Genomic DNA, 23,830 nt, shown 5'->3' on the forward strand with positions numbered 1-23,830 from the left:
TTCAAGGGTCCCAAGGGTCCTTCCAACAACGAAGCTCACCAAATGGCGACAATTTTGTTGCAGACCACGATCACCGAGAATCCCGACGACTGGGATGTCAGCCGATTCTCGATGCTGGCGGCTGAGCTGCGCGCGGACGGCCACGAGGTGCTGGCCCGTAACCGCACCGAACATGCCGGGCAGGACCCGGTGCTCAGCCATCTCGACGAGCTCGGGTTCGATCAACTGTGGTTGATGGCCGTCGACGTCGGCAACGGTCTGACACCCGAAGAATGCGCGGCGATCGGCCGGTTCCGCGGACTCGGAGGCGGGGTGCTCACCGCCCGTGATCATCAGAACCTGGGCAGCTGCCTGAAGGGACTGGGCTCGTTGGGGCAGGTCAACGAGTTCCACGACGCCAGCTTGGACCCGCTGACGCGGTGCGACGACCAGGACAATCCCGACATCTCTTGGCCCAACTATCACTCGGGCGCCAACGGCGACTACCAGCCGGTGCTCGCCGGGGAGCCGGTGCACCAGCTGCTACGCACGTCCCGGACCGTCACCGGTCGCATCGAGTGGTTCCCGGCGCACCCCCATGAGGGTGCGGTCTCGGCCGGCGTGCCGTTCGCGACGGTGGTGGCTCAGGGCCGCAGCACCGCGACCGGCCGACAGTTCAATCTCGCGGTGGCACTCGACGGTGAGCGCACACCGGAGGGCAGACCGATGGGGCGGGCCGTTGCCGAGTCGACGTTCCACCACTTCGCCGACTACAACTGGGATCTGGCGCATGGGGCGCCTTCGTTCGTCACCGACCGGCCCGGCCGGCAGATCGGGGCCGATCCTTCCCGTCTGGGCGTGTTCAAGGATTACGTGCGTAATCTCGCCACCTGGCTGCAGCCGGCGGACCATTACTAGCTGGAGAGCAGGCCCGGGACGATGTCGTTGAGCCCGAAGGTGACGGGCTGTTCCAGTTGGGCGTAGGTGCACGAGCGTGGGTCCCGGTCGGGCCGCCAGCGGTTGAACTGGGCGGTGTGCCGGAAGCGCCTACCCTCCATGTGGTCATAACGGACCTCGACGACGCGTTCGGGCCGCAACGGCACGAAAGACAGGTCCTTGCCGGCGTTCCAACGTGAGCCGCCGCCGTACCTACGCGCGAGGTCCGGGTCGGCGGCCACCTGGGCGGCCCAGTTCCATGGATGGTTCTCGAAACTGGTGACCAGGGGTTGCAATTCGGTGAACAGGGCCCGGCGTCGCGCCATCGGGAGGGCGCCGATGACGCCGACGGATGCCAGCTCGCCGTCATCGGTGTAGAGCCCCAGCAGCAGCGACCCGATCGCATCCGGCCCTGACTTGTGGAGCCGATAGCCGGCGACCACGCAGTCGGCGGTCCGCTGGTGCTTGATCTTCACCATGACCCGTTTGTCGGGCTGATAGGTGAGCGTCAGGGGTTTGGCGATCAATCCGTCGAGCCCGGCCCCCTCGAATTCGTCGAACCAGCGCCGCGCGGTCACCATGTCGGTGGTGGCCGGGGTGACATGAAAGGCCGGGCCGGAACCCAGCGCGCCGACCAGGGCGGCGCGGCGTTCACTGAACGGTCGGCCGGTGAGGTCGTCGTCTCCGAGGGCGAGCAGGTCGAAGGCGATGAAGCTGGCCGGGGTCTGTTCGGCCAACAGACGCACCCGGGAAGCCGCCGGGTGCAGACGCAGTTGGAGTGCCTCGAAGTCCAGGCCTTGCTCGGTCGGCAGGACTATCTCGCCGTCGACGACGCACCGCGGCGGCAGCTCGGCTTTCGCGGCCTCGACCAGTTCGGGGAAGTAGCGGGTCATCGGCCGCTCGTTACGGCTGCCCAACTCGACCTCGTCGCCGTCGCGGAACACCAACGCCCGGAAGCCGTCCCACTTCGGTTCGTAGGACGCGTCCGGTGGAATCGCCGTTGCGGGCTTGGCCAGCATCGGTGAGACGGGCGGCATCACGGGTAGCAGCATGGATCCGGACCTGGTGTGGATTGGGTGGATTGTGGCTACTCAGTATGCGCGACACAGTCCGGCCGAGCCGCGAGACAAGAGCGGGAGTACTGGGTTTCAGGCGGCCTCATCGGGTATGCGTCAAGCAGAGCACGGCTGGTCCCACCCGCCGCCGGTGTCCGCGCGATGAGTTCGCCGCGGCGCGGCGGTCTAGATCCGTGACGCCCCGATGAACCAGGATGGAGCCCGTGGACCTACCCGTAGTGCCGCCGATCGAACCGATGCTCGCCAAAGCCCAGGCGAAGGTGCCCGACGAGGCCGGGGCGTGGTCATACGAGCCGAAATGGGACGGCTTCCGCGCACTGGCCTTCCGGGACGGCGACGAGGTGGTGTTGCAGTCGCGCAGCGGAAAGGAACTCGGGCGCTACTTCCCCGAACTACTCGACGCGCTGCGTGACGAACTCGCCGACCGTTGTGTCCTCGATGGTGAGGTGGTGGTGCCCCGCGAGATCGACGGCCGGGTCCGCCTGGACTGGGAGTCGTTGTCGCAGCGCATCCACCCCGCCGAATCGAGGGTGCGGATGCTCGCCGAACAGACCCCGGCACACTTCATCGGATTCGATGCGCTGGCCACCGGTGACCGGTCGTTGCTCGCCGAGCCGTTCCGGGTGCGCCGGGAGGCGCTGATCGAGGGCGTCAAGTCCAAGAAGTGGTGCCATGTCACGCGGACCACCACGGATCCCGAACTCGGCGCGCAGTGGTTGCAGACCTTCGAGGGAGCCGGGCTCGACGGGGTGATCGCCAAGAAGCTCGACGGCCCCTACCTGCCGGGCAAGCGGGAGATGGTGAAGGTCAAGCATCACCGCGACGCCGACTGCGTGGCCATCGGTTACCGCATCCACAAGAGCGGGGAGGGCGTCGGCTCGATCCTGCTGGGCCTCTACCGATCTGATGGCGAGCTGCAGATGGTCGGTGGCGCAGCCTCGTTCAGCGTCAAGGACCGGATCAAGCTGCTGGCCGACCTGGAGCCGCTGCGGGAGGGTGACGAAGTCCGCGAGGGTGACCCCAGCCGCTGGAACTCGGCCGCCGACAAGCGCTGGATCCCGGTGCGCCCGGAGCGCGTCTGCGAGGTGGCGTATGACCAGATGGAGGGCAACACCGAGAACGGTCGCCGCTTCCGGCATGCGGTGAAGTTCATGCGCTGGCGCCCGGACCGGGAACCGTCGAGCTGCACATTCGACCAGCTCGATGTGCCGCTGAACTACGACCTGTACGACGTCCTCGAGGGAGACAGTTGAGATGGCAACCCCCGCAACCGAACTCGATGTCGACGGAATCAAGGTCCGGTTCACCAACCCGGACAAGGTGTACTACCCGAAGCTCGGCAAGGACGGCACCAAGGGCAAGCTGATGGAGTACTACCTGTTCGTCGCCGACCGTATGGTCACGCTGCTCAGAGACCGGCCCACGCATCTGCAGCGGTTCCCCGACGGCATCGAGGGGGAGGAGATCTACCAGAAGCGGGTGCCGCAGAAGCATCCCGAATACCTGGAGACCTGCGTCGTCACCTTCCCGTCCGGCCGCACCGCCGACGCCCTCAAGGTGACCCATCCGGCGTCGATCGCGTGGGCCGCGCAGATGGGCACGATCACGTTGCACCCGTGGCAGGTTCGCTGCCCGGACACCGAGCATCCCGACGAGTTGCGCATCGACCTCGACCCGCAACCGGGCACCGGATTCGCCGAGGCCGCCGCGGTGGCCTGCGATGTGCTCAAGCCGCTGCTCGACGAGCTGGGCCTGGTCGGCTATCCCAAAACCTCGGGCGGTCGCGGCGTGCACATCTTCCTGCGGATCAAGACCGACTGGGATTTCATCGCGGTGCGCCGCGCCGGAATCGCGTTGGCCCGTGAGGTGGAACGGCGGGCCCCCGATGCGGTGACCACGTCGTGGTGGAAGGAAGAGCGTGGCGAGCGGCTGTTCATCGACTACAACCAGAATGCCCGCGACCGCACGTTTGCCTCGCCGTATTCGGCCCGCAAGACCCCGATCGCGACGGTCTCGACCCCGTTGTCCTGGGACGAACTGCGCACCGCCAACCCCGACGACTACACGATCGCCACCGTGCCGGATTTCCTTGCCGGACGCGAGGATCCCTGGGCGGACATCGACAAGAAGAAGCAGTCGCTACAGCCCCTGTTGGACCTGGTAGCCGCCGACGAGGAATGCGGTCTCGGTGACCTGCCGTACCCGCCGAGCTATCCCAAGATGCCCGGTGAGCCGCCGCGGGTGCAGCCCAGCAAGAAAGTCGCCAAGAACTGGGACGAGGACGGCAACCGCCGGTCCTGACTCTGACCGCGACACTAGGTCGCATCGGGAAAGGTCCGTTGTTCACCATGGGCAAGTTCGAATCCGCCGAGTTGGACGAGAGCCCTGAGCGGTTCGTGAGTTTCGTTGTGCACCATCGTATTAGATGAAGCAGACGCGACATTTGCGCGTACCTGACTCGGCCTCTTGTTGCGGTAGCGTAGTCGGTTGACGCAGGACGCAGTCGAACAGGCAGATTCGACGGCCGGGTTCCAGTTCTTTGGGGGTTCATCGACAATCGGACATGGCATGTCCGGTCCGCACCGACAGCATTTGCCGAGGAGCCACTCGGGCGGCAGGATGATTGACGTATGACGATTGCGCTAGAACTACGCGACCAGATGCGCCTGTCTTGGTTCCGTACAAACGTCTGGTGGCTCGATCGAGGAACTGACAGCGGGCCTGACCGAGGTCGACTCAGTGGGATCAGGCTTGCTGCGATGGAGGGGTGAGATCCGGTAATCCGAGTGCGGAGAGGATCTCCAGCCCAAGCGGCACCGGCATGACCCACGGCGTGTGGGGCACTCGCTCTGCCAAGCCATAAATACGATCGGCGTCGGAATGCGACCGCTCGCCGTGCACCACTGCCCTCAGCGTTACACGCGCAGTCCTGAAGTGTTGCCATTTGGGCGGTCCGCTAGCTGTGCCATTGACCACGATGAAATCTGGTCGTCTCCAAAGCACGAGTGCCCATTTGGTTGGTGTGGAACACCATGCGGCCATCATGTCGGTCTTTTCTGCGTAACTGATCGCTTCCAGGGCTACGAGGTCAGGGCGAGTGGTGGTAGCAGATATGTGCAGCGTCGACGGCGATGGTCGGTAGGCGTCCCGGCCAGCGTCGAGAAGCCGGGCCAGGGCGTCAGCGATATCGTCGTCCTGAACCACTTGGTCGGCTATCTCGATAATGTCGTCGACCTCCAAGGTAAATCCGAGACCGGTGACTACCTCGGCGCTGCTGAGATAGCGCAAGTATGCCGAAACGCGGTCGGAGTCCAGAGCGGGCAACAGGTAACCGATTTCGTCACGAGCTTTCCGTACTGCGAGCGATGCTGCGGTGCCGTGCCGTTGGTCGACTTTCCGGTCCAGGATGGCCAAGGCGACGGCGCCGAGACTGCCTGCGCTGGCTTCGATTTCGATCGGAGTCGGCTCGGAGGCCAAAGAGGTCAACGCCCGAGCGAGCAACAGGACACTGTCGATGTCGTCGTCCTCCCAGACGCGCGCGGCCATCATCCAGATGATGAGGCGCACAACGGCGAGTCGCCCGGTGGCTGTCAGCGCAGGCATCATGCTTACGCCGCTGTCCGCCCATCGCCGATAGCGTCGGGGGTTCTCGGTTGCCGCAGTCGCCAGATTCGCAATCGGACTACGGTCGTCGAGGACCTCTTCGGCGGCGGTTAGCTCCTCGAGGTCGGTATCGGCATCGTCGTCGTCGAGCTGAGCCCACTCGCCGTCGGTAGCGTAGGCGGGCTCCTCAGTTTCTGCGCCGAGTGCGAAGTCCACCATCGGCAACCCGACCCGCTGCGCGTACGCCTCGACCTCGGATGTTCCATCGGAATCGGCGGGATTGACCGCGACAGAGTGTGCGGCGGTGTCAGGCACGGTTACTGATTTCAGGTCGGCGCGCAACGCCTGCAGATCCTCCAAAAAGCGGGTGAGGAGGTCACCGACGAAGATACTTGAGGGCTGATATCGCGACTGCTCCGTTGACACGTCTGAGCGCCGACTAGTGGTCGCTGCCAAGTCGACGACGACCACGACGTTGCTGAACTCGGCGTGGTCTCCGGTGCTGGCGAGGCGCAATCGGGTGCCCGGAGCCAACGACTCGGGAACAACGAAGACGTCGTGGTGCGCTGGTGCTGCTGCGATCGGGATCCATTGCGTGGCCCCGGGGTTCAGGTACTGCACGCCGGCGGCTTCGCTTAGCGGTTCGACGAGTTGCACGCGCAAGCCATCTTCCACCAGATGGGCCCCGAGCAGGCGGGCGTAGGGTTCAACTACCGACGGAGCGCGGCTGATTGTGATTTGTCTAATCTCCGCGGTGGTCGGTTGAGTGGTGTCGAACGGCATGAGTGAAGTCGAAATCTCGGTGACTATGCCAAGTTCGCAGTTGCCGCCGTCGATTTGGGCCCGAAGCAGAGCGGATCGGGAAATATTGGCGCTGCCCGTCAGCGCCCAGCGTCGTTCACCACGTGACCACTCGATTAGCTTCCCGTGCCGGTAGCGCGGGTCGTTGTCGAGAAGCGCGCGTGCCTCGACGCCGCCGAGTACAGCGAGTAATGCGGTGCCATCGAAGCTACCCATTGTCGGTTGAACGGTGACCGTGACGCTGGCTGGCTGGAATCGCTCGATGAGGCGAGCCAAGGCGGCGCCATCTGCGTCGAAGAACGGTGCGAACAAACATAACTCGTCAACTGGGCCATAGGGGAGTTGGTCGATGATGGGTACTTCGAGGCTCGATACCAATGTGGGCTCGTTGTCTGACCGCCCAGAACTGGCGTGGGCGCTCCGCAACAGTGCTGCGATGTTGTGCAGCCTGTCCTCGACGCCGGCCGAGAAGCGGACGGCCGCGGGCAGAAGATCCAGCCAGTCCGCAAGTTGCGCCGACAGCGCAGGGCTCGCGGCAGGCGAACCTGACGCGACTGTCCATAGTTCGTGATTGTATGACCAGCCCGCCATGGTGGAATTGCCTGAGCCGATGGCGATACGGGTGTTCGTGTTACTGGCCAGAACGAGGAGCTTCGGGTGAAATGCTCCTGGGCAGTGCGCGTAGGCCGGATTGAAGCCTTGCCCTGCCCGCGGTGCGGTCCTGGGGTCGAAACTGGCCATGTTGACATCACCGACCGCAGTTACCCGCGCTCCGATAGACCGCAGAAGTGGGACTGCGACAGTATCGAGAAACCCGAAATCAGCTGTGTAAGAGAGGAGCAACGCTTCTTCGTAGCGACCGACGTCGGTGGCCGTCCGGTCCACGTCGGCGGCCCGTTTGATCAGCGTTAGCGGTGAAGCGATGAGTTGTGAAGCCGGATCAGTCAAGAAGGTCTCTCCCCTGATCGGTGACACGCCAGGTTGGTCCGCTGACGTCGAAGACTCCGCAGGCGGCGGCATTAACCGCTAACTGCAGTAGGCGTGTACCAACGTCGCCCGAACCTTCACGCGCGATAGCGATCAGTTCCTCGCCGCGCTGGTGTAAGCGGGACGGAATCCATAGCGTGCCGTCTTCGCGGATCACGGTCTTACTCATAGCGACTCGCTGGCTCTTTGCCATTACGTCGCGCACCAGTTGGATGCCGAAGTCGCGAAGGGACTGGGTCGCAGAATCGGTGAGTCGGTGTCGGACCCAGGCGGGTGTCAGATCGTCGGCGTGAGATCGGCCAAATGCGGTTGCCGTGGCGCCGTCAAGCCGGTCGACGCGACCGGCGCCAGCAGCGAGTACCTGCAGTTCGCGATGCGGGATAGGACAATCGGTTGTGCGCAACGCGGGTTCGACAGGGGCCGGGTTGCCACTCACATCGAACAATTCAGGGATTCCAGCGACAAGATCAGCAACCGTGCCGTCCGGAAGGTGATCTGCAAAGACGCTGGCGAGCGTCTCGATTGTTGCAGCCTTCTGGTCGTAGATCTGGTCCACGAGCCATGCCCACAACCTGCGCCATGCCCCGACGCTGTAGTTACGTAGAAGCACACCGCGCCATGTGTTCGCGACCTGCGAAGAAACTGCGAGGGGGTCGGTGGACACAAACTGTCCGAACATCAGCGCCGCGCTGACGTCCCGGTCCAGTGCCTCCACCGGGTGGGTGTCGAAGACGCGTGCGATCAGCTGCAACGTGCTGCGACGAAGTTGATTTGGTTTGCCCTCACCGCCACAGAACAGAGCCGCCAGCCATGGCCCGTCGGGGTTGGTCGCGCACCTGTACAAAGACAGCTCGTTTGCGGCGCCGGCAAGGGTTGTGGCCGATAGACACGGTTGTTCTGCAAGTGCGAGGATCGATCCCAATGCATGTCGAGCGGAGGCGTCGTTGTATCGCTTGCCGGGTGTCGGCGATCTGCCACGTCGCAGGATTCCAAGAGAGGTTTCGGAACCGGCGTAAGCACCCCAGAAGCCCCACTTAGCCAGGGAGTAGCCGGTCGTACCTGGTGTCGACAAGGTAGCCACATCAAGGTCGGCACCGCTGATGACGGCTTGCAGTTTTCCGGCTCCGTGCGGACGGGCATAAACGCTGGGGCGTGGGGCGCTGTCGAGAGCGCTGACGGCCGCCATGACGACTTCGCAGCGGCGCATCAGATCTTGTGCGTCCGGCACGGACAGGGAACGGCTGGCGCACTCGCTGGCCACCAGGCCATGTAGCGCAAAGTAACGCGCGTGGGGAGTCACCGTGGTAACGCCGGGGGCGAGATACGCCACCCGGTTGGAAACGGCCTGCTCGACCTGAAGCGGAAACCGGCCGCCCGATGTTTCGCTCCCTCGCACACTCCAGGTCGGCCCGACGATCGTTGTCGTCATCGACTCGCCGACCCATACGTGCGCACTATCCAGTCGAGGTCGGATTCCCAGTCTGCGATAGCTTCCGAGTAATCGGCGCTGCGGCGCTGCGCGTTTCGGGATAAGGTCGCAATAGCGTTGTAGGCCTTGGTGACTCGATCGCTGCTGCCGGGGGCACCCCACCCGCGAATGTAGCTTTCAACGTCGTCCGAGCCCGCAACGAGTTCAACACTCAGTACTTGATTCAAGATCTCACGTCGCGCTGCTGTAGGCAGACCGTTCCTTCCGACTTTGTAGCCCATTTTTCGGAGGACGCCTGTCTCCGGCCAGCGGCCCGTATCAAAATCAACATGCAACTGATAGATCGGCCGGTCGAGGTCTGATACCGGTGATGGTGACGATTGTCGTGTCGGAGTGCTGCGAGGTTCAGCGATAGGCTCCTCATGAACCCATGGCAGCACAGCGATGACTTGTTGCCATAGGCTCTTCTTACGCGGCCTTCGGGATGTGGCGTCTGTCTTATCGCGCGCGACCACGGCCGAAAGGAAGTCGGTGCCATCATCGGCAATGAAGAGACCGTCCCGCTCGAAGAACTGTCCTCCTCCAGCGTTGAAAGAGCGGAAGACATCCGTCGCCTCATCGAGCACTGCGGACAATCCGGTGACGAACACGCGATCCCCGGTGTCTGGTTCAACTACGTACACTGCGCCGCTTGGGGTGACACCGAACTCTCCGAAATCGTCGCCTCCTCCAATGACTTTGACGATGAGAAGTTCTGTCTGATCCGTGGTTACCTTCACTGGCAACGACGGCCGACAATTCATGTCGGCGAAGCGGCTCAGTGGGGGGAGTGCGTTACCCAGCCACTTGTCGAGCCGCTTCTGCAGTTCATTTGTTGCATGTCGTTGAAGGCGGGTTTCGGGAACACTCAAGGTGCGCAAACGAAGTAAGAATATCGAGCGCTGACTTTCGAGCTGCTGAAATGACAGCCTAGCCAATCTCTCCCCCTTTTGCCTCAGCCAGATTCACCGGCAGTGCGCAAAGCCGGAAGTGGCGGCGGTCCTTGTAGCAGTCGGTTTCGCTGCTCAGAACCACGTTGCTGCGACCGGCGTCTCAGCTAGTACCGAGCGTGAATGGACAGAGGTGTTGCTGCGCTGCAGCGACGATAGCCTCGGCCTGGTTCAATCTCATCGCGGCGCTCCCGTAGACCTTCTGCACGACGACGCTCCGCGGAATGTTGCTAGCGAGTTGCCCGCAGACTAGCTGCCCTCGGTTGACCATTATTCGGGGTGTGTCGGTCGGGACTATGCCAACCGCAGCTAAGTCGTCAACGAACAATTGCTCGTTTGAACACAAGATGTTGACGTCGTCGGAATCCGTACATGCATGAGCGGGTGCTGCTGCGATAACCGCGCCAAGTGGCATCGCGAGGAGCCAGATACCTAATGCGGTAGCTCTAGACACGTAAGGCCTGCGACGGGCGCGTGACAGCCGGCGGCTCAACATAATTGGCCCTCCGCCGCTTCGACGAGGAACATGCCGTCTGGCATAGATAGACCAATGCCCAGGCTCTGTGAGGCGTATCCGACTGCCTGGTCCGCATGGTGGCGCGCTTTCCCGAACGTCAGGCCACTCTGCACCCCGGAGTTGAGCGCTCGGCAGGCGACGTTGCCGAGCTCAATCGCTTCCGCATCGGTGAGCGGTGCGTCGACTTTGGCTCGGACCTCTTGAAGGTATAACTCGACGCTCGCGGCTGCCGTGGGCGCGATTAACAACGAGGTCGCGCCGAGAGACGCTCCCAATGTTGCGAACGGGGCCCATCGCGCGAAGATCGCGGTGTTGGTAAAGATGCTCATGAACAGGCCCTGTCCTGAGCCATGATGAACATCTGGCCCGCCTGTCCTTCGCTGACGCCGATGTCCTCGGACAACCATTGGACGATGTTGTTCGAGTTCGTCCCGTAGGCCAGAGATTGACATATTCCTCTGGCGATCTGCAGAAGCCTCGTGCGGTCGGTCGGGATTCCCGCCATGTCGTATTGGAGCCTGTAGTTGATAAAGGCAATTTCGCCGGGTCGGGCCGGGCTTATGTCAGACCAACAATCCCAAGGGCTTGTATGGGCGCCGCAGAAGCCCGGATCCGCGGGACCTGGAACAGTCGGAGGAGGTTCGGCGGCCGCAACGCCGCCCGCCGCCAACGCGACAGCCGCAATGCCGCCAGCCAGCGCGACCTTGAAAATCCGTGCTGCCATCGGTTAGCCCCCTTTGCGTTTGCCTCGGGCGAACGTGCGCAGCCCGGTTCTGTAGCCCCAGATCGGCCACCCGAGGCTAAGTGTTACTTCTTAGCTGATACGGACCAGGTTGTCAGCTAATCGACGCTATTGCTGCACGTGGCATGGGTCGATGCCACGGTCACCGACGCTCCAAACCGACATCCAGTCATTGGTCTGGATCTATAGGGGTACCGCTATCCCAAGATGCCGGGTGAGCCGCCGCGGGAGCAGCCGAGCAGGAAGGTCGCCGTGGACTGGGACGATGAGGGTAACCGCCGCAAGTAGGTGCCCGGCTTGTCAGTCGGCGGATGGCTGAGCGACAGAGCCGGCCTATAGCGCCAAGGTTGATTGTGCCGGAGCAACTCCCAATTCGCGTTGGAGCCAGCCTGGTGAAGGCGTCGAGGTGGCGTTCGGCCCGTGCTCTGTCGCCGTTCCGCAGATAGGCGTTGATGAGCGGTGCGTTGGAGGCCTCTCGGATCGGGTCGCATTCGACGGTGGCCAGCGCTGCCAGCACCGCGCCGAAACCGTCCAGTCGAGTAAAAGCCCGATCAGGTAGTACGCGCAGAACGGGTGAGCTGAGTGTCAAGGAGTGAGGCTTGGCTTGTTAGAGCAAACGCACAGCAGTCTGGCGGTTCCCACCGACGCTATTGCGGAATGGTGGGGTGAGCACGGAAACCGCACAGCTCTGAACTACCCGGAGAACCGAGCTATCCCAAGATGCCTGGTGAGCCGCCGCGTGTGCAGCCGAGCAAGAAGGTCGCCGAGAACTGGGACGAGGACGGCAACCGCCGTCAGGATTAGGCGCCGTCAGAGCAGCCGGATCAAAGCGAAGTCTGACGGTGGCCGGGGAGCCACCGGCGCCGTGGCAAGCATCGGCTGGAATGCGGTGGTGATCGGTGCCAGGGCGGCACCGCCGATCACCACGGCGCTGGTCGGTCCGGTCGGTGTCGGGAGGTCGAGGGTCTGGCCTGGCTCGCCATAGATGCCCGAGCAGTCATCGCCTTCACAAGCACCGGTGGACGCATCGATCCGGCCCGCGAACATGTCATTCACCCAACCGGTGATGAGGGTTTGTGAGGCTGCCTTGTTCGGTGCCGTCGAAAAGCCGTAGAACAGGTACGACAGCAACTGGATGAGTGGGCTACCGCCCTGCATGGCATCCAGGTGTTGGCCGTCGGCCAGCACCACGCCGTTGAACATGTCCGGTCGATGCTCGATCAGGGCCGCATCGACCCTGCGGACTTCCTTGGGCGCACCAAGCTCCAGTACCGGGACGTAAGCGTCCAGACCGTCCAGTTTGTCCAGTGCATCCGGCAGCACGTCCTCTGGCGGTGCCCCGTCGAGCAGTACCACGCCGGCCAGATGGTTCTCTGCGCCAGTCGATTTGATCGCATCCGCGTAGTAGCCCGCGGCGCCGGCCACCACACCCGCGCCCAGAGAGTGCCCGACCAGGACGAACGTTTCCGGGAGGGGAACGTCGGCACCGTACTTGGCGGCGTATCCGGCTGCCTTCGCACTGGCGGTCAGCGCCTCGCGGTCACCGAGGAACAGCTCGGCTGTTGCGCGATAGACCTGATCGTCACCCAGCCAGAACCCGTCCCGGACAAAACGATTCGACGAGTAGGTCGGCACCACCACGACGCTGTTGGTGCGCTCGGCAAGGTTTGCCGCGGTGTAGCTGTACATCGCACTCACGCCGAGGAACCCGTGCTGCAGCAGGATGATCCGCTCCGGCGCTTCGTCGCCCTCCGGGTAGTACCAGTCGGCCGGTACGTTGCGGCCCTCCGTGATCTCCAACGAGGAGCTTCGCACCGTGACGCCGCTCCCGGCGGGAACCCTGGGGGGACCCGCGATGGCGGTGACGGCGACGCCGACGAAGTCGAAGACGAATGACTGGATCTGCTCCGGCAGCGGCAGCGACGGCGCAGCGGTTGCCGACACCGGCGAGGTGGGCGCGACCGCCTGCGGAACAGATGCTGCGTACGGGGCCGCAGCACGCTTGAAGACGTCTCGCAGCATCGGCGGGGCGGCTTGCTGCTCTCCGGTTTCGACGGCTTTGACCGCGGTCGTCACGGACCTGACGGGCTCGGCGGCGGTCTCCAGAGATGCCGCCGGTGTGTCGGGTGCAGAGCTCGGCTCTGCCTTCGAGAGCAAGTTCGCTAATGCGCTCTTCCGTTGCGCGGCGCGGGATTCGCGGCTGCTTGCGCCCGGCTCGGTTTCCGGCGCGAGCCGGGACACGGCTGTCTTGGCGGGCTTGGTCGCCTTCTTGCGTATGACGGCCTGAGCGGCATCAGTTGACTGGATTGAATGGCGTGTTCGGTTGAAGCTGCGACGTGGACCGGTCCGGTGGCCCTTGCCCGACGGACTTGCGCTTGAAGCGGACTCGGATGTCTTCGGACCGTCCGAACCAGATGTGGTGTCGGCATTCGCCACATCGGCTCCGGCTACCAATGCAGCAGAAACCCCGGCCGTTACCGCGCCTGCGCCGAGCCACACTGACAGTCGCGCCACAATGTCTCCTGACCCGAGAAGCGTCGATTCCCGAGCGTCAATTTATGACACGAGCAGGCTGCAGTAGACAGTTTTCGCAATCTGCGCACGAACGGCTCGGAACCGTCACCGTCCCAGCGGCCTCACCGGACTGTCCGGGCGTGAACCGGGGCGTAGCGCTCGCCGGTGATGCGCCCCGGTGCGAAGATTTCGGCCAGCAGTGCCACCTCGTCCGCACTGATCGCAACGTCGGTGGCGGCGATGTTCTCCCGAACGAACGGGATCTGTTTGGTGCCGGGGATCGGCACCACATCGAGCGGCTGCGCCAGCAACCATGCCAACGCGAGCTGTCCTGGGCTGCAACCCTTCTCTGCTGCCAACGCCTGAAGTTGCTCGACGGGCTCGAGGTTGCCGGCGAGATTCTCGGCAGAGAACCTCGGGTTGGTGGCGCGGAAGTCGTCCGCGGCGAAGGTGCTGCCGGATTTCAGGGAACCGGTGAGCGCCGAGCGGCCCAGCGGGCTGTAGGGAACCAGGGTGATGCCCAACTCCCGGCACGTCGATGTGATGCCGTCCTCGACGCGTCGCTCCCACAGCGAGTACTCGGATTGCAGTGCAGAGATCGGGTGGGTGGCGTGGGCGCGGCGGATCTGGTCGGGCCCGACTTCACTGAGCCCGATGGCACGGACTTTGCCCGCCGCGACGAGTTCGGCCATCGCTCCGACGGTTTCCTCGATCGGCACGTCCGGATCGAGGCGATGGCAGTAGTACAGGTCGATGACGTCGGTGCGCAAGCGTCGCAGGCTGGCCTCACATGCAGTCCGCACATACTCCGGCCGGCCGTCGATCGCGATCCCGTCCTCGGTGTCGTTGATCTTCGCCGCAAACTTGGTCGCCAGTACGATCTCGTCCCGGTGCCCGGCGATCGCTTCGCCGATCAGTTGTTCGTTGTGGCCGAAGCCGCGGATCGGCACACCGAAAGTGATGTCGGAAGCGCCATAGACGTCGGAGGTGTCGAGGAAGTCGACCCCGAGTTCGAGTGCAGCGCGAATGGTCGCCATTGACTTGTTGTCGTCGGCGGGCCCGTAGAACTGTGACATTCCCATGCAGCCCAAGCCGATTGGGTGCACCGTCAAATCGGAGTGTCCGAGGGTGACGGTCGCCGCCCCGAAGGCCGGGCTGTGATTCGTTGTCGTCATTTGACGGCTCCCAGCGGGTCGACCTGAGCGGTGGTGACGTCATCGGCTGCGGTGGACAGGCTGAGGGCCTCCCACTTCTCGTCGTCGGCGAGCAGGTCGCGTCCGGCAGCGGTGGCGTAGCGGTAGGCATCGGGTCCGACGAGCAATCGCTCTGGAGGATCAGGCATCTCGGCGATGGTGAGCACCAGTTCGGCCACCTTGGCCGGATCGCTGGCGCCGAGGTTCTCCGGAGTGCTCTGGGCGATCGACGTACCGACGGTGTCGGCGTATTCGGCGCGGACCTCGGCGACCCGCATCGACGACCCGGCCCAATCGGTGCGCATGCCACCGGGTTCCAGGACGGTGACCGTGATTCCGAGTGGTGCGACTTCCTGTGCGAGCACACCGGAGAAGCCGGTGACTGCCCACTTGGCCGACTGGTAGGCGCCCAAGCCGGCCCGCACGAGTCGCCCGCCGACCGAAGAGATCTGCACGATGTGGCCGGCGCGCTGGGCACGCATGACGGGTAGTGCGGCTTGCGTGAGCCTTACGACGCCGAAGAAGTTGGCGTCGATCTGGGCACGAAAGTCGTCGAAGTCGAAGTCTTCGATCGCGGCCATGTTCGCGTAGCCGGCGTTGTTGACCAACACGTCGAGTCCGCCGAACCGCTCGACCGCGGTGGCTACGGCGGCGCGCACTTGTTCGTCGTCGGTCACATCGAGTTGGACGACGGCGAGACGGTCCGGCTCCTGAGCGGCCAGATCGGACAGGGCGGTGGTGGAGCGGACGCCGGCGACGACGCGGTGCCCCGCGCCCAACGCGGCCTCGACGATCGAGCGGCCCAGCCCGCGGGATGCGCCGGATACCAGGAACACAGATGGCTTTGCCGATAACTCGATGTCCATGACTCTCCTATGTCTACGACTGTATACATCTGACAGGTATACATACGTAGACTTGGCGCCGGTTATTCCCTAGCGTTCTGGGCATGGCTTCATCCCGACCACGCAATGCGGCCGCCACCCGCGAGGCGATCCTGCAATCGGCGATCCGGCACTTTGCGCTGTCCGGGTACGACGGGGTCGGCGTTCGTGAGATCGCGCGAGACGCCGGGGTCACCGCGATGCTGGTGAACCGCTACTTCGGTTCCAAGGAGCAGCTGTTCGCCGAGGCTGTCGAAACCTCTTTCGCGCCACCGACGATCGTCGCGGAGGAGCCGGACGCCCTCGCACGCGATGCTGCGACCGCGCTGACCGAACGCTCCGACCCGGATGCCGACCCGCTGGAGCCGTTCCTGATCATGCTCCGCTCGGTCTCGAACCCGGTTGCGGTGAACATCGTGCGCGACGCGATCGCACGCCACGTGGGCCAACGGTTGGCCCGCCAGCTCCCGGGGCCCGACCGTCAGCTCCGCGCCGACGCCATGCTGTCGGTGATGAGCGGGGTCCTGCTGATGCGGCGGGTGATCAGGAGCCCGGGCCTGACCGATGCCAGCGCCGGCCAACTGACGGACCTGTTCGAGCGCGTGTTCTCCGCGATCATCGAGCCAGCATGAGATCCAGGAATCTCTCGTAGCGGTCGGCGGTGGTCAGGGCGTCGGCTGAGTCCATCAGATGCAGCACGCCGATACCCGTTGCGAACGTGGCCTGTCCGCGCAGCGCCGCGTCCTCGGGGCTGAACCCGTAGTCGAGATAGGCCTTGGTCACGGCGACCAGTACGCGGTGGTCGGCCGCCCGCACGTTGGCGGCGGCGACGTCGTCGGAGCGGGCCCACTCCCGCATCGCGCGTTCCAGTGTCCAGTGCTGCGGGCTGAGCAGCTGCCTCATCATCCCCGACAATCGCTCGCGAGGCGGCAGGTGTTCGAGTTCGGCCAGTGACCGGCGGTCCTGCTCCAGGAACGCATTCCACGACGCGACCAGGGCCGCTCGGTAGCCCTTCATGTCGGTGAAGTGCCAGTAGAAGCTGCCCCGGGTCGCACCGATCTGCTCGCAGAGTCGCTCGATCTTCAGTGCCCGCATCCCGTCGGAGGCCAGCAGGGCATACCCGGCCTGCACCCAGTCATCGGCGGTCAGGCTGCCCGGCGTGCCTTTGCGTTCGGCCATCCGAACAGACTAGGACGCACGCGGCTTATCCCACGGCCGGCAGGTGCATCCCGAACGGCACTGCACTGATCAGGGTGACCGGCAGGGCCTCGCCGCTGGGTACCGGGTAGTGGCGCTGCTCGCCGGGACGCGCGCCGACGATCGCCTCGCCCAACGGTGAGTTCACCGAATAGACCTCCAGGTCGCCGTATTCCGCGCCGCGGACGCCCAGCAGGAAGGTCTCGATCTCGCCGGTCTCGTCGTAGCGCACGGTCAACACCATGCCCGGCTCGGCTACCCCGTCGTCCGGCGGATCCTCACCGACGACGGCGTTGAGCAGCAGGTCGTGGATCTGCTGGATACGGGCTTGGCGGGCCCGCTGGATGGCCACTTCGTTCTCGTCAGAATCGGACGCGGCTTCGTTCGCGATCAGATCGCGCAGCGTCGACAGCTCGACCTGCATGCGCTCATACGCCTGCGGAGATAACCAAATACGTTGGCTGACAGTCATTGTGATTTCCTTCCGATGATGCGGAGTTGCCGCCAGGGGCGGGATGCTCGCCGCCCCTGACGGCTTGTGGGCCCGTCAGGGCAAAGTCGTGGATCGTCAGCGCAGGGGATCGAATTCCCGCAGCGCCTCGGGTTGCTTCCCGGTGGTCATGTATTCGGCGAGCAGTCGGCCGGTGACCGGACCGTGGGCCAGTCCCCACATGCCGTGACCGCCGGCCACGTAGATGCCTTGTGCCACTTCGCCTATCAGCGGGCGACCATCCGAGCTGACGGGGCGCGGGCCCACCCACACATCGGTGCGGGCCTCCCAGTCCACACCGTCGAGCAGCGGGGCCGCCGACGCGATGATCGCGTCGACCCGCGGCGGTTGCACCGGATCGTCGGGGGAGCGGAACTCCATGGTTCCGGCCACCCGCAGCTTGCCCTGATACGGCGTACAGGCGACGCGGGCGTCGGGCAGGTAGATGGGCCCGAGAATCGGGCGGTCCACCGGCACGGTGAACGAGTAACCGCGACCGGCCTGCACAGGAGTACGGACCCAGGGTTTCGCCAGCTTCGACAGCCACGCCCCGGTGGCGATCACGGCGGTCTCGGCGCTCAGTGATCGGTCGGCCAGGTCAACGTTCACTCCGGCACCCATGGCGCGCACGTCGGTGACCTCGCCGATGACCAGTTCGGCGCCCCTGGCGATGACGGCATCACCGAGTGCCTGGACGAACCGGCCCGGGTCCACGAAGCGTTGGCCCTCCACGCTGATGCCCGCGGTGATTGCCGGCGACGCCAGCGGGACATGGTCGCGCAGCGTGTCACCGGACAGGCCGGTGACCGTGACGGTCTGCCCGACGGCGGCCATCCGGCGTAGTTCGGTCATCAGGTGCTCGGCCTGACGGGCGGTTTCGAACAGTGCGGTGATCGGCCCGTCGGTGGTGGGTACCGCCACGCCGTTGGCGGTCAGCACGTCGTAGGCCTCGAGGCACTCCTCGTTGAGCGGCACGTTGGCCTTGGCCACCCGGGTCCAGGTCGACAGGCGGCAGCTCATGGCGAACCGGGCCAGGAAGGCCAGCAGGCGAGGGCCCGATGTCAGCGGGATGTGCAGCGGAGCGGCCGGGTCGAAAAGCGACCGCAGGCCATAACGCAGCACCCCCGGATCGTTGAGCGGGATCGTCAGCGTCGGCGAGACCCAGCCGGCGTTGCCCCACGACGCACCTGCGGCGACCCCGGTGCGGTCGACCACGGTGACCTTGACCCCGTGCTCCTGAAGAAACCATGCGGTGGACAGGCCGACGATGCCTGCACCCACGACAACCGCTGACCGCGGTGCACCGTCAATGCGCTCGACCCCATACATGCTCCCATGGTGAGGCCGCTCACGCGCTCAGTGTTTGCGCCATGTCGACAAACAGAAGCGGTGCGATTGTCGAGTTACGACAACTCTTCGGTTGCAGCCAGCTCGATCATCATCGCCAGTCGCTTGCGGGCATCCGCGAGGTCCAGCTGAGTCAGTTCGATCATCTTGCGCAGCCGGTAGCGCACGGTGTTCTCGTGCACACCGAGCGCTCGCCCGGCCCCGGCCAGATCACCCTGGGCTTCCAGCCAGGCTCGCAGCGTGGCCGCGTACTGCGTGCCGTTGGCCTGATCGTGGGCCCGTAGCTCGGCGACGGGTCCGCGCTGAGGGGCGCGGCCGGCGCGCGCGGCGATCCGCAGCCGCTGCAGCAGGATCTCGTCCCAGGCCTCGTCGTAGACCGGCACCCTGTCGTCGAGGCCGGCGTCGTCCCCTTGCACCTCGTGCCGGACTTCGTGCAGGGCCAGGCACTCGTCGGCCTCACTGCGGGCCAGCGCCAGCTCGGCGGCGGTGGCAGGGCCGCTGATGCCGGCCAGCACGGTCACCGGTTGGGGCAACGCGGCGCGCAGCCCCGTCACCCAACGGCCCGCGGCGTCGGCCTCGGCGCCGGGCAACACGGTGTAGACGGTGTTGCCGGCCAGGGCACTGCGCCCGGGACGCGACCAGCCGAAACCCGCGGTCGCTCGCTCGAACGCCAGCAGTAGCGCGGCATGCCGCTCGTCCCCGGTGCGGGCACGCAATGCGATCACCCGCAGCGGCGTCTGCGGCAACCCGAGCCGGCTCGCCGCCGTGGTGGCGTCGGCGGCACCTTCGAGCAGACGGATCACCAGCTCCGACTCCACCTGGCGTTCCAGATCGGCGCTGGCCCGGGAGCGCAACAGATGCAGGGCGACCATGCGGGCGCCGTCGGCCAGCGCGGCGCGGCGCGCGTCGGGTAGGGGAGCGGCACACGTCACCCAGATCGAACCGAGCAGTTCGCGACCGGCCCGGGCCGCCACCACCATCCGCCCGGTCAGACCGAGCTCGGCATCGCCGTCGACGAACATCGGGTCGTCGGACTCGGCCAGATGCCGGAACACCCCACGGGCCTCGAAGAGGGTGCGCAGCCGTTCCGGCGCCCCACGGCTCAGGATCGTCTCGGCGCGCGCCGGGTCGGCGTGCTGCTGCAGCCGCGAGTACGCCAGCACCGCACTGCGCCGGTCCTCGATGGTGACCGCGCCACCCACGGCGTCGGCGAGGCTGTCGGCCAGGGCGAACAGATCGGTTGGGCCGCGACCGGATTCGGTCTCCCGGCCTTCCAGTACGACCCCGTAGACCACGGCCGCGAGCTCGCTCCAGGAGACCTCGGGCTCGACCGTCATCACCGCGATGCGGTCGTCGGCCGTCAGTTCGTCGTCGTCGGCCGGGTCGTGCGGGCCGCGGACCAGGACCACCACGGCGCGCGCGGCCTTCGCCCACTGCACCGCCTCGGCCACCGAACCGGCTCCGACAGCCAGCAGGACATCGCCGATGACGGCGCCCGGCTCGTGCATCACCACGCTGCGCAGCTCGGTCGAGCGTGGCGCCGGAGCGGATCCAGGTGTCGGGGCGCGCAGCCGCACCCCGTAGCCGCCCAGGACGTTGATCAGGCGGTCCAGCGTGACCACGGATTACGGCCCGGCGGCCAGGGTGGCCTTGCCGGTGTGCTGCTGGCCGCCCTGGTCCAGCCAGGTCAGGCCGACCACGTCGCCCGGGTAGTGCCGATCGAGGACCAGCGTCAGGGCGCGGGCCGAATCCAGCGGGGTGTTGTCGATGGTGGTGAGCACGTCGCCCGGGATCAGGCCGGCCGCGTCGGCCGGGCCGCCCGCGATGACGTCCTGGACGATCACGCCGCCGCTCTGGCGCTGCGCGGTGCGGACACCGACGCCGAGCAGGGTCGGCGGCCCGATGTGCACCGAGGCCGACGGGGTGCGGGCGCGGATCTGCCCGGCAATCGCCATCGCATCGTTGATAGGGATCGCGAACCCCTTGCCGCCGGGACCCATGCGGAAGTTCACCGAGGCGGCGGTCGTCATACCCACGACCTGCCCGGCGTCGTTGACCACGGGACCGCCGGAGTCACCGGCACGCACCGGCGCGGCGAACTCGAACAGGCCGTTGATCTCATCGCTCGTGCCGGTCAGCTCGTCTTCGGCCTGGACGGTGCGGTTGAACGCGCTGATGGTGCCGACCTCGCGGGTCAGGGGTGCGCCGCTGCCCCCGGCATTGCCGAGTGCGACGACGGGGCGCCCCGGTGCCAGCGCGGCCGAATCGCCGATCGGCGCCGGCGGCAGGCCTGCCGCACCGTGCAGTTGCAGCACTGCGATGTCGTTCTGCCGGTCGTAGCCGACCAGGTCGGCCGGGTACCGCTGGCCGCCGACCGTGGCGCTGATCGAGTTGGCTCCCTGGACGACGTGGTAGTTGGTCAGGACCTCACCGTTCGGCGACAACACGATGCCGGTGCCGATGCCGTAGGCCTGTTGGTAATCCACGACGGTGTCGATGCGGGCCACCGACGGTTCGATCTGGGAGGCCACCGTCTCGGGGTCACCGGGTGCGGCGGCGGCAGGTGCAATCGGGGCGATAACGGCCGTCGCGGCGGTCACTGCCACCGCGACGATCGTTCTGAACGGATGTGAGCTCACTTTGCTCATATACCCATCTTGGCTGGATAAGTAGCCGATGTCGACGCGATTGGTGTGCGTCAGTCCTCGGTGGCGACTTCGCCGCGCGAGCGCCAGCCCCGTCGCTTGGTACCGCTCTTGCTGGACGGCCGCCGGTTACGCAGGGAGTTGCCTTCGATCGGCTCGGCTTCCTCTGCCGTCGACTGAGGCTCCTCGTCGGCGTCCTCTGTCTCGTTGGCGTCCACTGTCGAAGGTGAACTCTCCTTCGTCAGATCCACCTTTGGCGCGTCGACCTCATCAGCTTCGACCGCTTCGGTCTCGTCGACCTCTTCTGCCTCGTCCGTCTCCTCGGCGTCCGACTCAGCAGCGTCCTCGGTCTCGGCTGCGGCCTTCTTGCGTCCGCGGCGCTCGGACTTCTCGCGGGTCTTGAGCGGCTTCGGCGGCGGTGGCGGGAGTTCGGCGACGAAGGCCAGGTAGAAGGCGAAGATGCCCAGCAGTGCGATCGCGGCGGCTGCGCCGTAGATCCCGAACAGCCACGGCCCGAAGCTGTCCAGGGACAGCCAGATCTCGGAGACGGCGGTGCCGACGATCAGCACCGCGGCCAGCACGTGCAGGGCGATCGAGGCGGCCCGCAACCGCAGCGCCAACTCGGGGGTGGACAGCTCGGGACGCTTGGTCCGCTGCAGCGTGAACACCACCGGCAGGGCGGCCAGACCGATCAGCACTCCGGTGACGATGCGCAGGATCAGCCCGAGCGTGGGCGAGGTATCGCCGACGAGCTCATGCCATCGGGGAAGAACGAAAAAGAAGTAGAGGCCGGCGGCCACGATCGAAAACGACACGTGCCAGATCACCGCGACGGTGCGGCCCATACTCCTCCTCGGGTACTGAAATTGGGCCGGGGTGCGAGCTGCTGATCAGGGTTGATTCAGCAGGTCGCACCCCGGACCCGAGCGCGGAGGATAGGGGATTTGAACCCCTGAGGGCTGTTAACCCAACCCGCGTTCCAGGCGAGCGCCATAGGCCACTAGGCGAATCCTCCGTCGGCAATCGTAGCGGACGCTCGAACCGGTCCCGAAACGCCGGGGACAAGGACGGGTATTACACTCGCCTTGGACCCCGCGCGGCGTCCATCCTGTGAACTCCCCCAGGGCCGGAAGGCAGCAAGGGTCAACGGGCTCTGGCGGGTGCGCGGGGTCCCCTTATGTCCAGCTCATTCCGCTTCTGTGAAAGGCGCGCGGTGTCGTTCCAGTCTCTTGGCCGCGACGATCTGCTCGCGCAGCATGAAGTCCAACAGCGAAACTACGCAGAGCTACAGGCGAAGAAGCTGAGTCTGGACCTGACGCGCGGTAAGCCGGCCCCCGAGCAGTTGGACCTGTCCAACGCGCTGCTGTCGCTGCCCGGCCCGGAGAAGGATTCCTTCCGCGACCGCACGGGCACCGATACCCGCAACTACGGCGGACTGCACGGGCTGCCCGAACTGCGCGAGATCTTCGGTGAGCTGCTCGGAATCCCGGTGCAGAACCTGATCGCGGGCAACAACGCGAGCCTGGAGATGATGCACGACGTCATCGTGTTCTCGCTGCTGCACGGCGGGGTGGATTCGGTGCGGCCCTGGATCCAAGAGCCCGTCGTGAAGTTCCTGTGTCCCTCGCCCGGTTATGACCGCCACTTCGCGATCACCGAGTCCTTCGGGATCGAGATGATCCCGGTGCCGATGCGCGAGGACGGTCCCGACGTCGACCTCATCGAGGAACTCGTCGCGGCCGACCCGGCGATCAAGGGCATGTGGTGCGTCCCCGTGTACGGCAACCCGACCGGGGTCACCTACTCCTGGGAGGCCGTCCGTCGCCTCGTCCAGATGCGCACGGCGGCAAACGATTTCCGGTTGATGTGGGACAACGCCTACGCGGTCCACACCCTCACCGGCGAGTTCATCCGTCAGGTCGACGTGCTGGGCCTGGCCGAGGCGGCCGGCAACCCGAACCGCCCGCTGGTGTTCGCCTCGACCTCCAAGATCACCTTCGCCGGGGCCGGGGTGAGCTTCCTGGGCGGCTCGCTGGGCAACATCGCCTGGTACCTGCAGCACGCCGGCAAGAAGTCGATCGGGCCGGACAAGATCAACCAGTTGCGTCACCGGATCTTCTTCGGCGACGCCGACGGCGTGAAGTTGCAGATGCAGCGTCACCGCGAGCTGATCGCACCCAAGTTTGCCCTCGTCGCCGAGATCCTCGAGGACCGGTTGGGTGAGTCGAAGATCGCATCGTGGACCGATCCCAAGGGTGGCTACTTCGTCAGCCTCGATGTGTGGCCCGGCACTGCCAAGCGCACCGTCGCCCTGGCCAAGGATGCCGGCATCGCGGTGACCGAGGCAGGTGCGTCGTTCCCGTACCGCAAGGACCCCGAGGACAAGAACATCCGCATCGCCCCGACGTTCCCGTCGTTGTCCGATGTGCGTGAGGCGATCGACGGCCTGGCCACCTGCGCGCTGCTCGCGGCCACCGAGTCGCTGCTCGGCTAGAAACCGC

General features: G+C 65.6%; 21 protein-coding genes, 1 tRNA gene, 1 other RNA gene and 1 pseudogene. 7 read left to right on the forward strand and 17 right to left on the reverse strand.

Annotated features, from left to right (window positions below; translation table 11 throughout):
* The first annotated feature begins 42 nt into the window (after positions 1-42).
* Positions 43-897: a hypothetical protein gene (locus AB0876_RS09755; protein WP_491840125.1), complete on the forward strand. Its 855-nt coding sequence runs from the start codon at positions 43-45 to the stop codon at positions 895-897.
* On the opposite strand, the gene AB0876_RS09760 is transcribed toward AB0876_RS09755, so the two are convergent.
* A complete protein-coding gene (locus AB0876_RS09760) occupies positions 894-1,967 on the reverse strand; it encodes an ATP-dependent DNA ligase (RefSeq protein WP_526041838.1) in 1,074 nt (357 codons plus the stop codon). The two genes, AB0876_RS09755 and AB0876_RS09760, sit on opposite strands and share 4 nt — an antisense overlap.
* A 218-nt stretch (positions 1,968-2,185) precedes the next feature.
* Between AB0876_RS09760 and AB0876_RS09765 the strand changes: the two genes are divergently transcribed.
* Complete coding sequence (locus AB0876_RS09765) at positions 2,186-3,244, forward strand: ATP-dependent DNA ligase (protein WP_526041839.1); 1,059 nt, start codon at positions 2,186-2,188, stop codon at positions 3,242-3,244.
* Position 3,245: 1 nt separating this feature from the next.
* Positions 3,246-4,292 carry a non-homologous end-joining DNA ligase gene (gene ligD, locus AB0876_RS09770; protein WP_526041840.1) on the forward strand — a complete coding sequence of 349 codons (1,047 nt, stop codon included), beginning with the start codon at positions 3,246-3,248 and terminating at the stop codon, positions 4,290-4,292.
* Positions 4,293-4,736: 444 nt separating this feature from the next.
* Here ligD and AB0876_RS09775 read toward each other — a convergent pair whose 3' ends face one another.
* The 6 genes from AB0876_RS09775 to AB0876_RS09800 form a co-directional block, all read right to left on the reverse strand.
* A complete protein-coding gene (locus tag AB0876_RS09775; protein ID WP_526041841.1) occupies positions 4,737-7,343 on the reverse strand; it encodes a hypothetical protein in 2,607 nt (868 codons plus the stop codon).
* Positions 7,336-8,811 carry a hypothetical protein gene (locus AB0876_RS09780; protein WP_526041842.1) on the reverse strand — a complete coding sequence of 492 codons (1,476 nt, stop codon included), beginning with the start codon at positions 8,809-8,811 and terminating at the stop codon, positions 7,336-7,338. The genes AB0876_RS09775 and AB0876_RS09780 overlap by 8 nt, the downstream gene beginning before the upstream one ends.
* Positions 8,808-9,788, reverse strand: coding sequence for a hypothetical protein (locus AB0876_RS09785; protein ID WP_526041843.1), 981 nt, complete (start codon positions 9,786-9,788; stop codon positions 8,808-8,810). The genes AB0876_RS09780 and AB0876_RS09785 overlap by 4 nt, the downstream gene beginning before the upstream one ends.
* A 115-nt stretch (positions 9,789-9,903) precedes the next feature.
* A complete protein-coding gene (locus AB0876_RS09790; RefSeq protein ID WP_526041844.1) occupies positions 9,904-10,296 on the reverse strand; it encodes a DUF732 domain-containing protein in 393 nt (130 codons plus the stop codon).
* Positions 10,290-10,646 carry a hypothetical protein gene (locus AB0876_RS09795; RefSeq protein WP_526041845.1) on the reverse strand — a complete coding sequence of 119 codons (357 nt, stop codon included), beginning with the start codon at positions 10,644-10,646 and terminating at the stop codon, positions 10,290-10,292. The genes AB0876_RS09790 and AB0876_RS09795 overlap by 7 nt, the downstream gene beginning before the upstream one ends.
* Positions 10,643-11,041, reverse strand: a complete 399-nt coding sequence (locus tag AB0876_RS09800) for a hypothetical protein (RefSeq protein ID WP_131809084.1) — start codon at positions 11,039-11,041, stop codon at positions 10,643-10,645. Before AB0876_RS09800 ends, AB0876_RS09795 begins: the two co-directional genes overlap by 4 nt.
* A gap of 708 nt (positions 11,042-11,749) precedes the next feature.
* Here AB0876_RS09800 and AB0876_RS09805 point away from each other — a divergent pair.
* Positions 11,750-11,863 (forward strand): annotated as a pseudogene (locus AB0876_RS09805) (ATP-dependent DNA ligase); the annotation flags it as partial.
* Between the two features lie 6 nt (positions 11,864-11,869).
* Here AB0876_RS09805 and AB0876_RS09810 read toward each other — a convergent pair.
* From AB0876_RS09810 to AB0876_RS09820, 3 genes are all read right to left on the reverse strand, one after another.
* Complete coding sequence (locus tag AB0876_RS09810; protein ID WP_526041846.1) at positions 11,870-13,135, reverse strand: hypothetical protein; 1,266 nt, start codon at positions 13,133-13,135, stop codon at positions 11,870-11,872.
* A gap of 560 nt (positions 13,136-13,695) precedes the next feature.
* On the reverse strand, positions 13,696-14,748 hold the full coding sequence (locus AB0876_RS09815) for an aldo/keto reductase (RefSeq protein WP_526041847.1): 1,053 nt from the start codon (positions 14,746-14,748) through the stop codon (positions 13,696-13,698).
* Positions 14,745-15,632, reverse strand: coding sequence for an SDR family oxidoreductase (locus AB0876_RS09820; protein ID WP_526041848.1), 888 nt, complete (start codon positions 15,630-15,632; stop codon positions 14,745-14,747). Before AB0876_RS09820 ends, AB0876_RS09815 begins: the two co-directional genes overlap by 4 nt.
* 83 nt (positions 15,633-15,715) lie before the next feature.
* On the opposite strand from AB0876_RS09820, the gene AB0876_RS09825 reads away from it, so the two are divergent.
* A complete protein-coding gene (locus tag AB0876_RS09825; protein ID WP_526041849.1) occupies positions 15,716-16,282 on the forward strand; it encodes a TetR/AcrR family transcriptional regulator in 567 nt (188 codons plus the stop codon).
* On the opposite strand, the gene AB0876_RS09830 is transcribed toward AB0876_RS09825, so the two are convergent.
* The 7 genes from AB0876_RS09830 to AB0876_RS09860 all read right to left on the reverse strand — a co-directional run bounded on the left by AB0876_RS09830 (position 16,266) and on the right by AB0876_RS09860 (position 22,344).
* The gene (locus AB0876_RS09830; protein ID WP_491840132.1) at positions 16,266-16,829 is read right to left on the reverse strand and encodes a TetR/AcrR family transcriptional regulator; all 564 of its coding nucleotides are present in this window, start codon (positions 16,827-16,829) and stop codon (positions 16,266-16,268) included. The two genes, AB0876_RS09825 and AB0876_RS09830, sit on opposite strands and share 17 nt — an antisense overlap.
* A gap of 25 nt (positions 16,830-16,854) precedes the next feature.
* The gene (locus AB0876_RS09835; RefSeq protein WP_491840133.1) at positions 16,855-17,319 is read right to left on the reverse strand and encodes a GreA/GreB family elongation factor; all 465 of its coding nucleotides are present in this window, start codon (positions 17,317-17,319) and stop codon (positions 16,855-16,857) included.
* A 96-nt stretch (positions 17,320-17,415) separates the two neighbouring features.
* On the reverse strand, positions 17,416-18,666 hold the full coding sequence (locus AB0876_RS09840; protein ID WP_526041850.1) for an NAD(P)/FAD-dependent oxidoreductase: 1,251 nt from the start codon (positions 18,664-18,666) through the stop codon (positions 17,416-17,418).
* 74 nt (positions 18,667-18,740) lie between these two features.
* Positions 18,741-20,306, reverse strand: a complete 1,566-nt coding sequence (locus tag AB0876_RS09845) for a PucR family transcriptional regulator (protein WP_526041851.1) — start codon at positions 20,304-20,306, stop codon at positions 18,741-18,743.
* Between the two features lie 3 nt (positions 20,307-20,309).
* Positions 20,310-21,332 carry a S1C family serine protease gene (locus AB0876_RS09850; RefSeq protein WP_491840136.1) on the reverse strand — a complete coding sequence of 341 codons (1,023 nt, stop codon included), beginning with the start codon at positions 21,330-21,332 and terminating at the stop codon, positions 20,310-20,312.
* Positions 21,333-21,382: 50 nt separating this feature from the next.
* Complete coding sequence (lucA, locus tag AB0876_RS09855; protein WP_526041852.1) at positions 21,383-22,174, reverse strand: lipid uptake coordinator LucA; 792 nt, start codon at positions 22,172-22,174, stop codon at positions 21,383-21,385.
* A gap of 84 nt (positions 22,175-22,258) precedes the next feature.
* Positions 22,259-22,344: transfer RNA gene (locus tag AB0876_RS09860), tRNA-Ser, on the reverse strand.
* 69 nt (positions 22,345-22,413) lie between these two features.
* On the opposite strand from AB0876_RS09860, the gene ffs reads away from it, so the two are divergent.
* Both ffs and AB0876_RS09870 read left to right on the forward strand, forming a co-directional pair.
* Positions 22,414-22,508: signal recognition particle sRNA small type (gene ffs / locus AB0876_RS09865), an RNA gene on the forward strand.
* A gap of 34 nt (positions 22,509-22,542) precedes the next feature.
* Positions 22,543-23,823 carry an aspartate aminotransferase type Ic gene (locus AB0876_RS09870; RefSeq protein WP_526041853.1) on the forward strand — a complete coding sequence of 427 codons (1,281 nt, stop codon included), beginning with the start codon at positions 22,543-22,545 and terminating at the stop codon, positions 23,821-23,823.
* The last annotated feature ends 7 nt before the right edge of the window (positions 23,824-23,830 follow it).

The organism is Mycobacterium sp. NPDC049093 (assembly GCF_040704635.1).
GTDB lineage: Bacteria > Actinomycetota > Actinomycetes > Mycobacteriales > Mycobacteriaceae > Mycobacterium.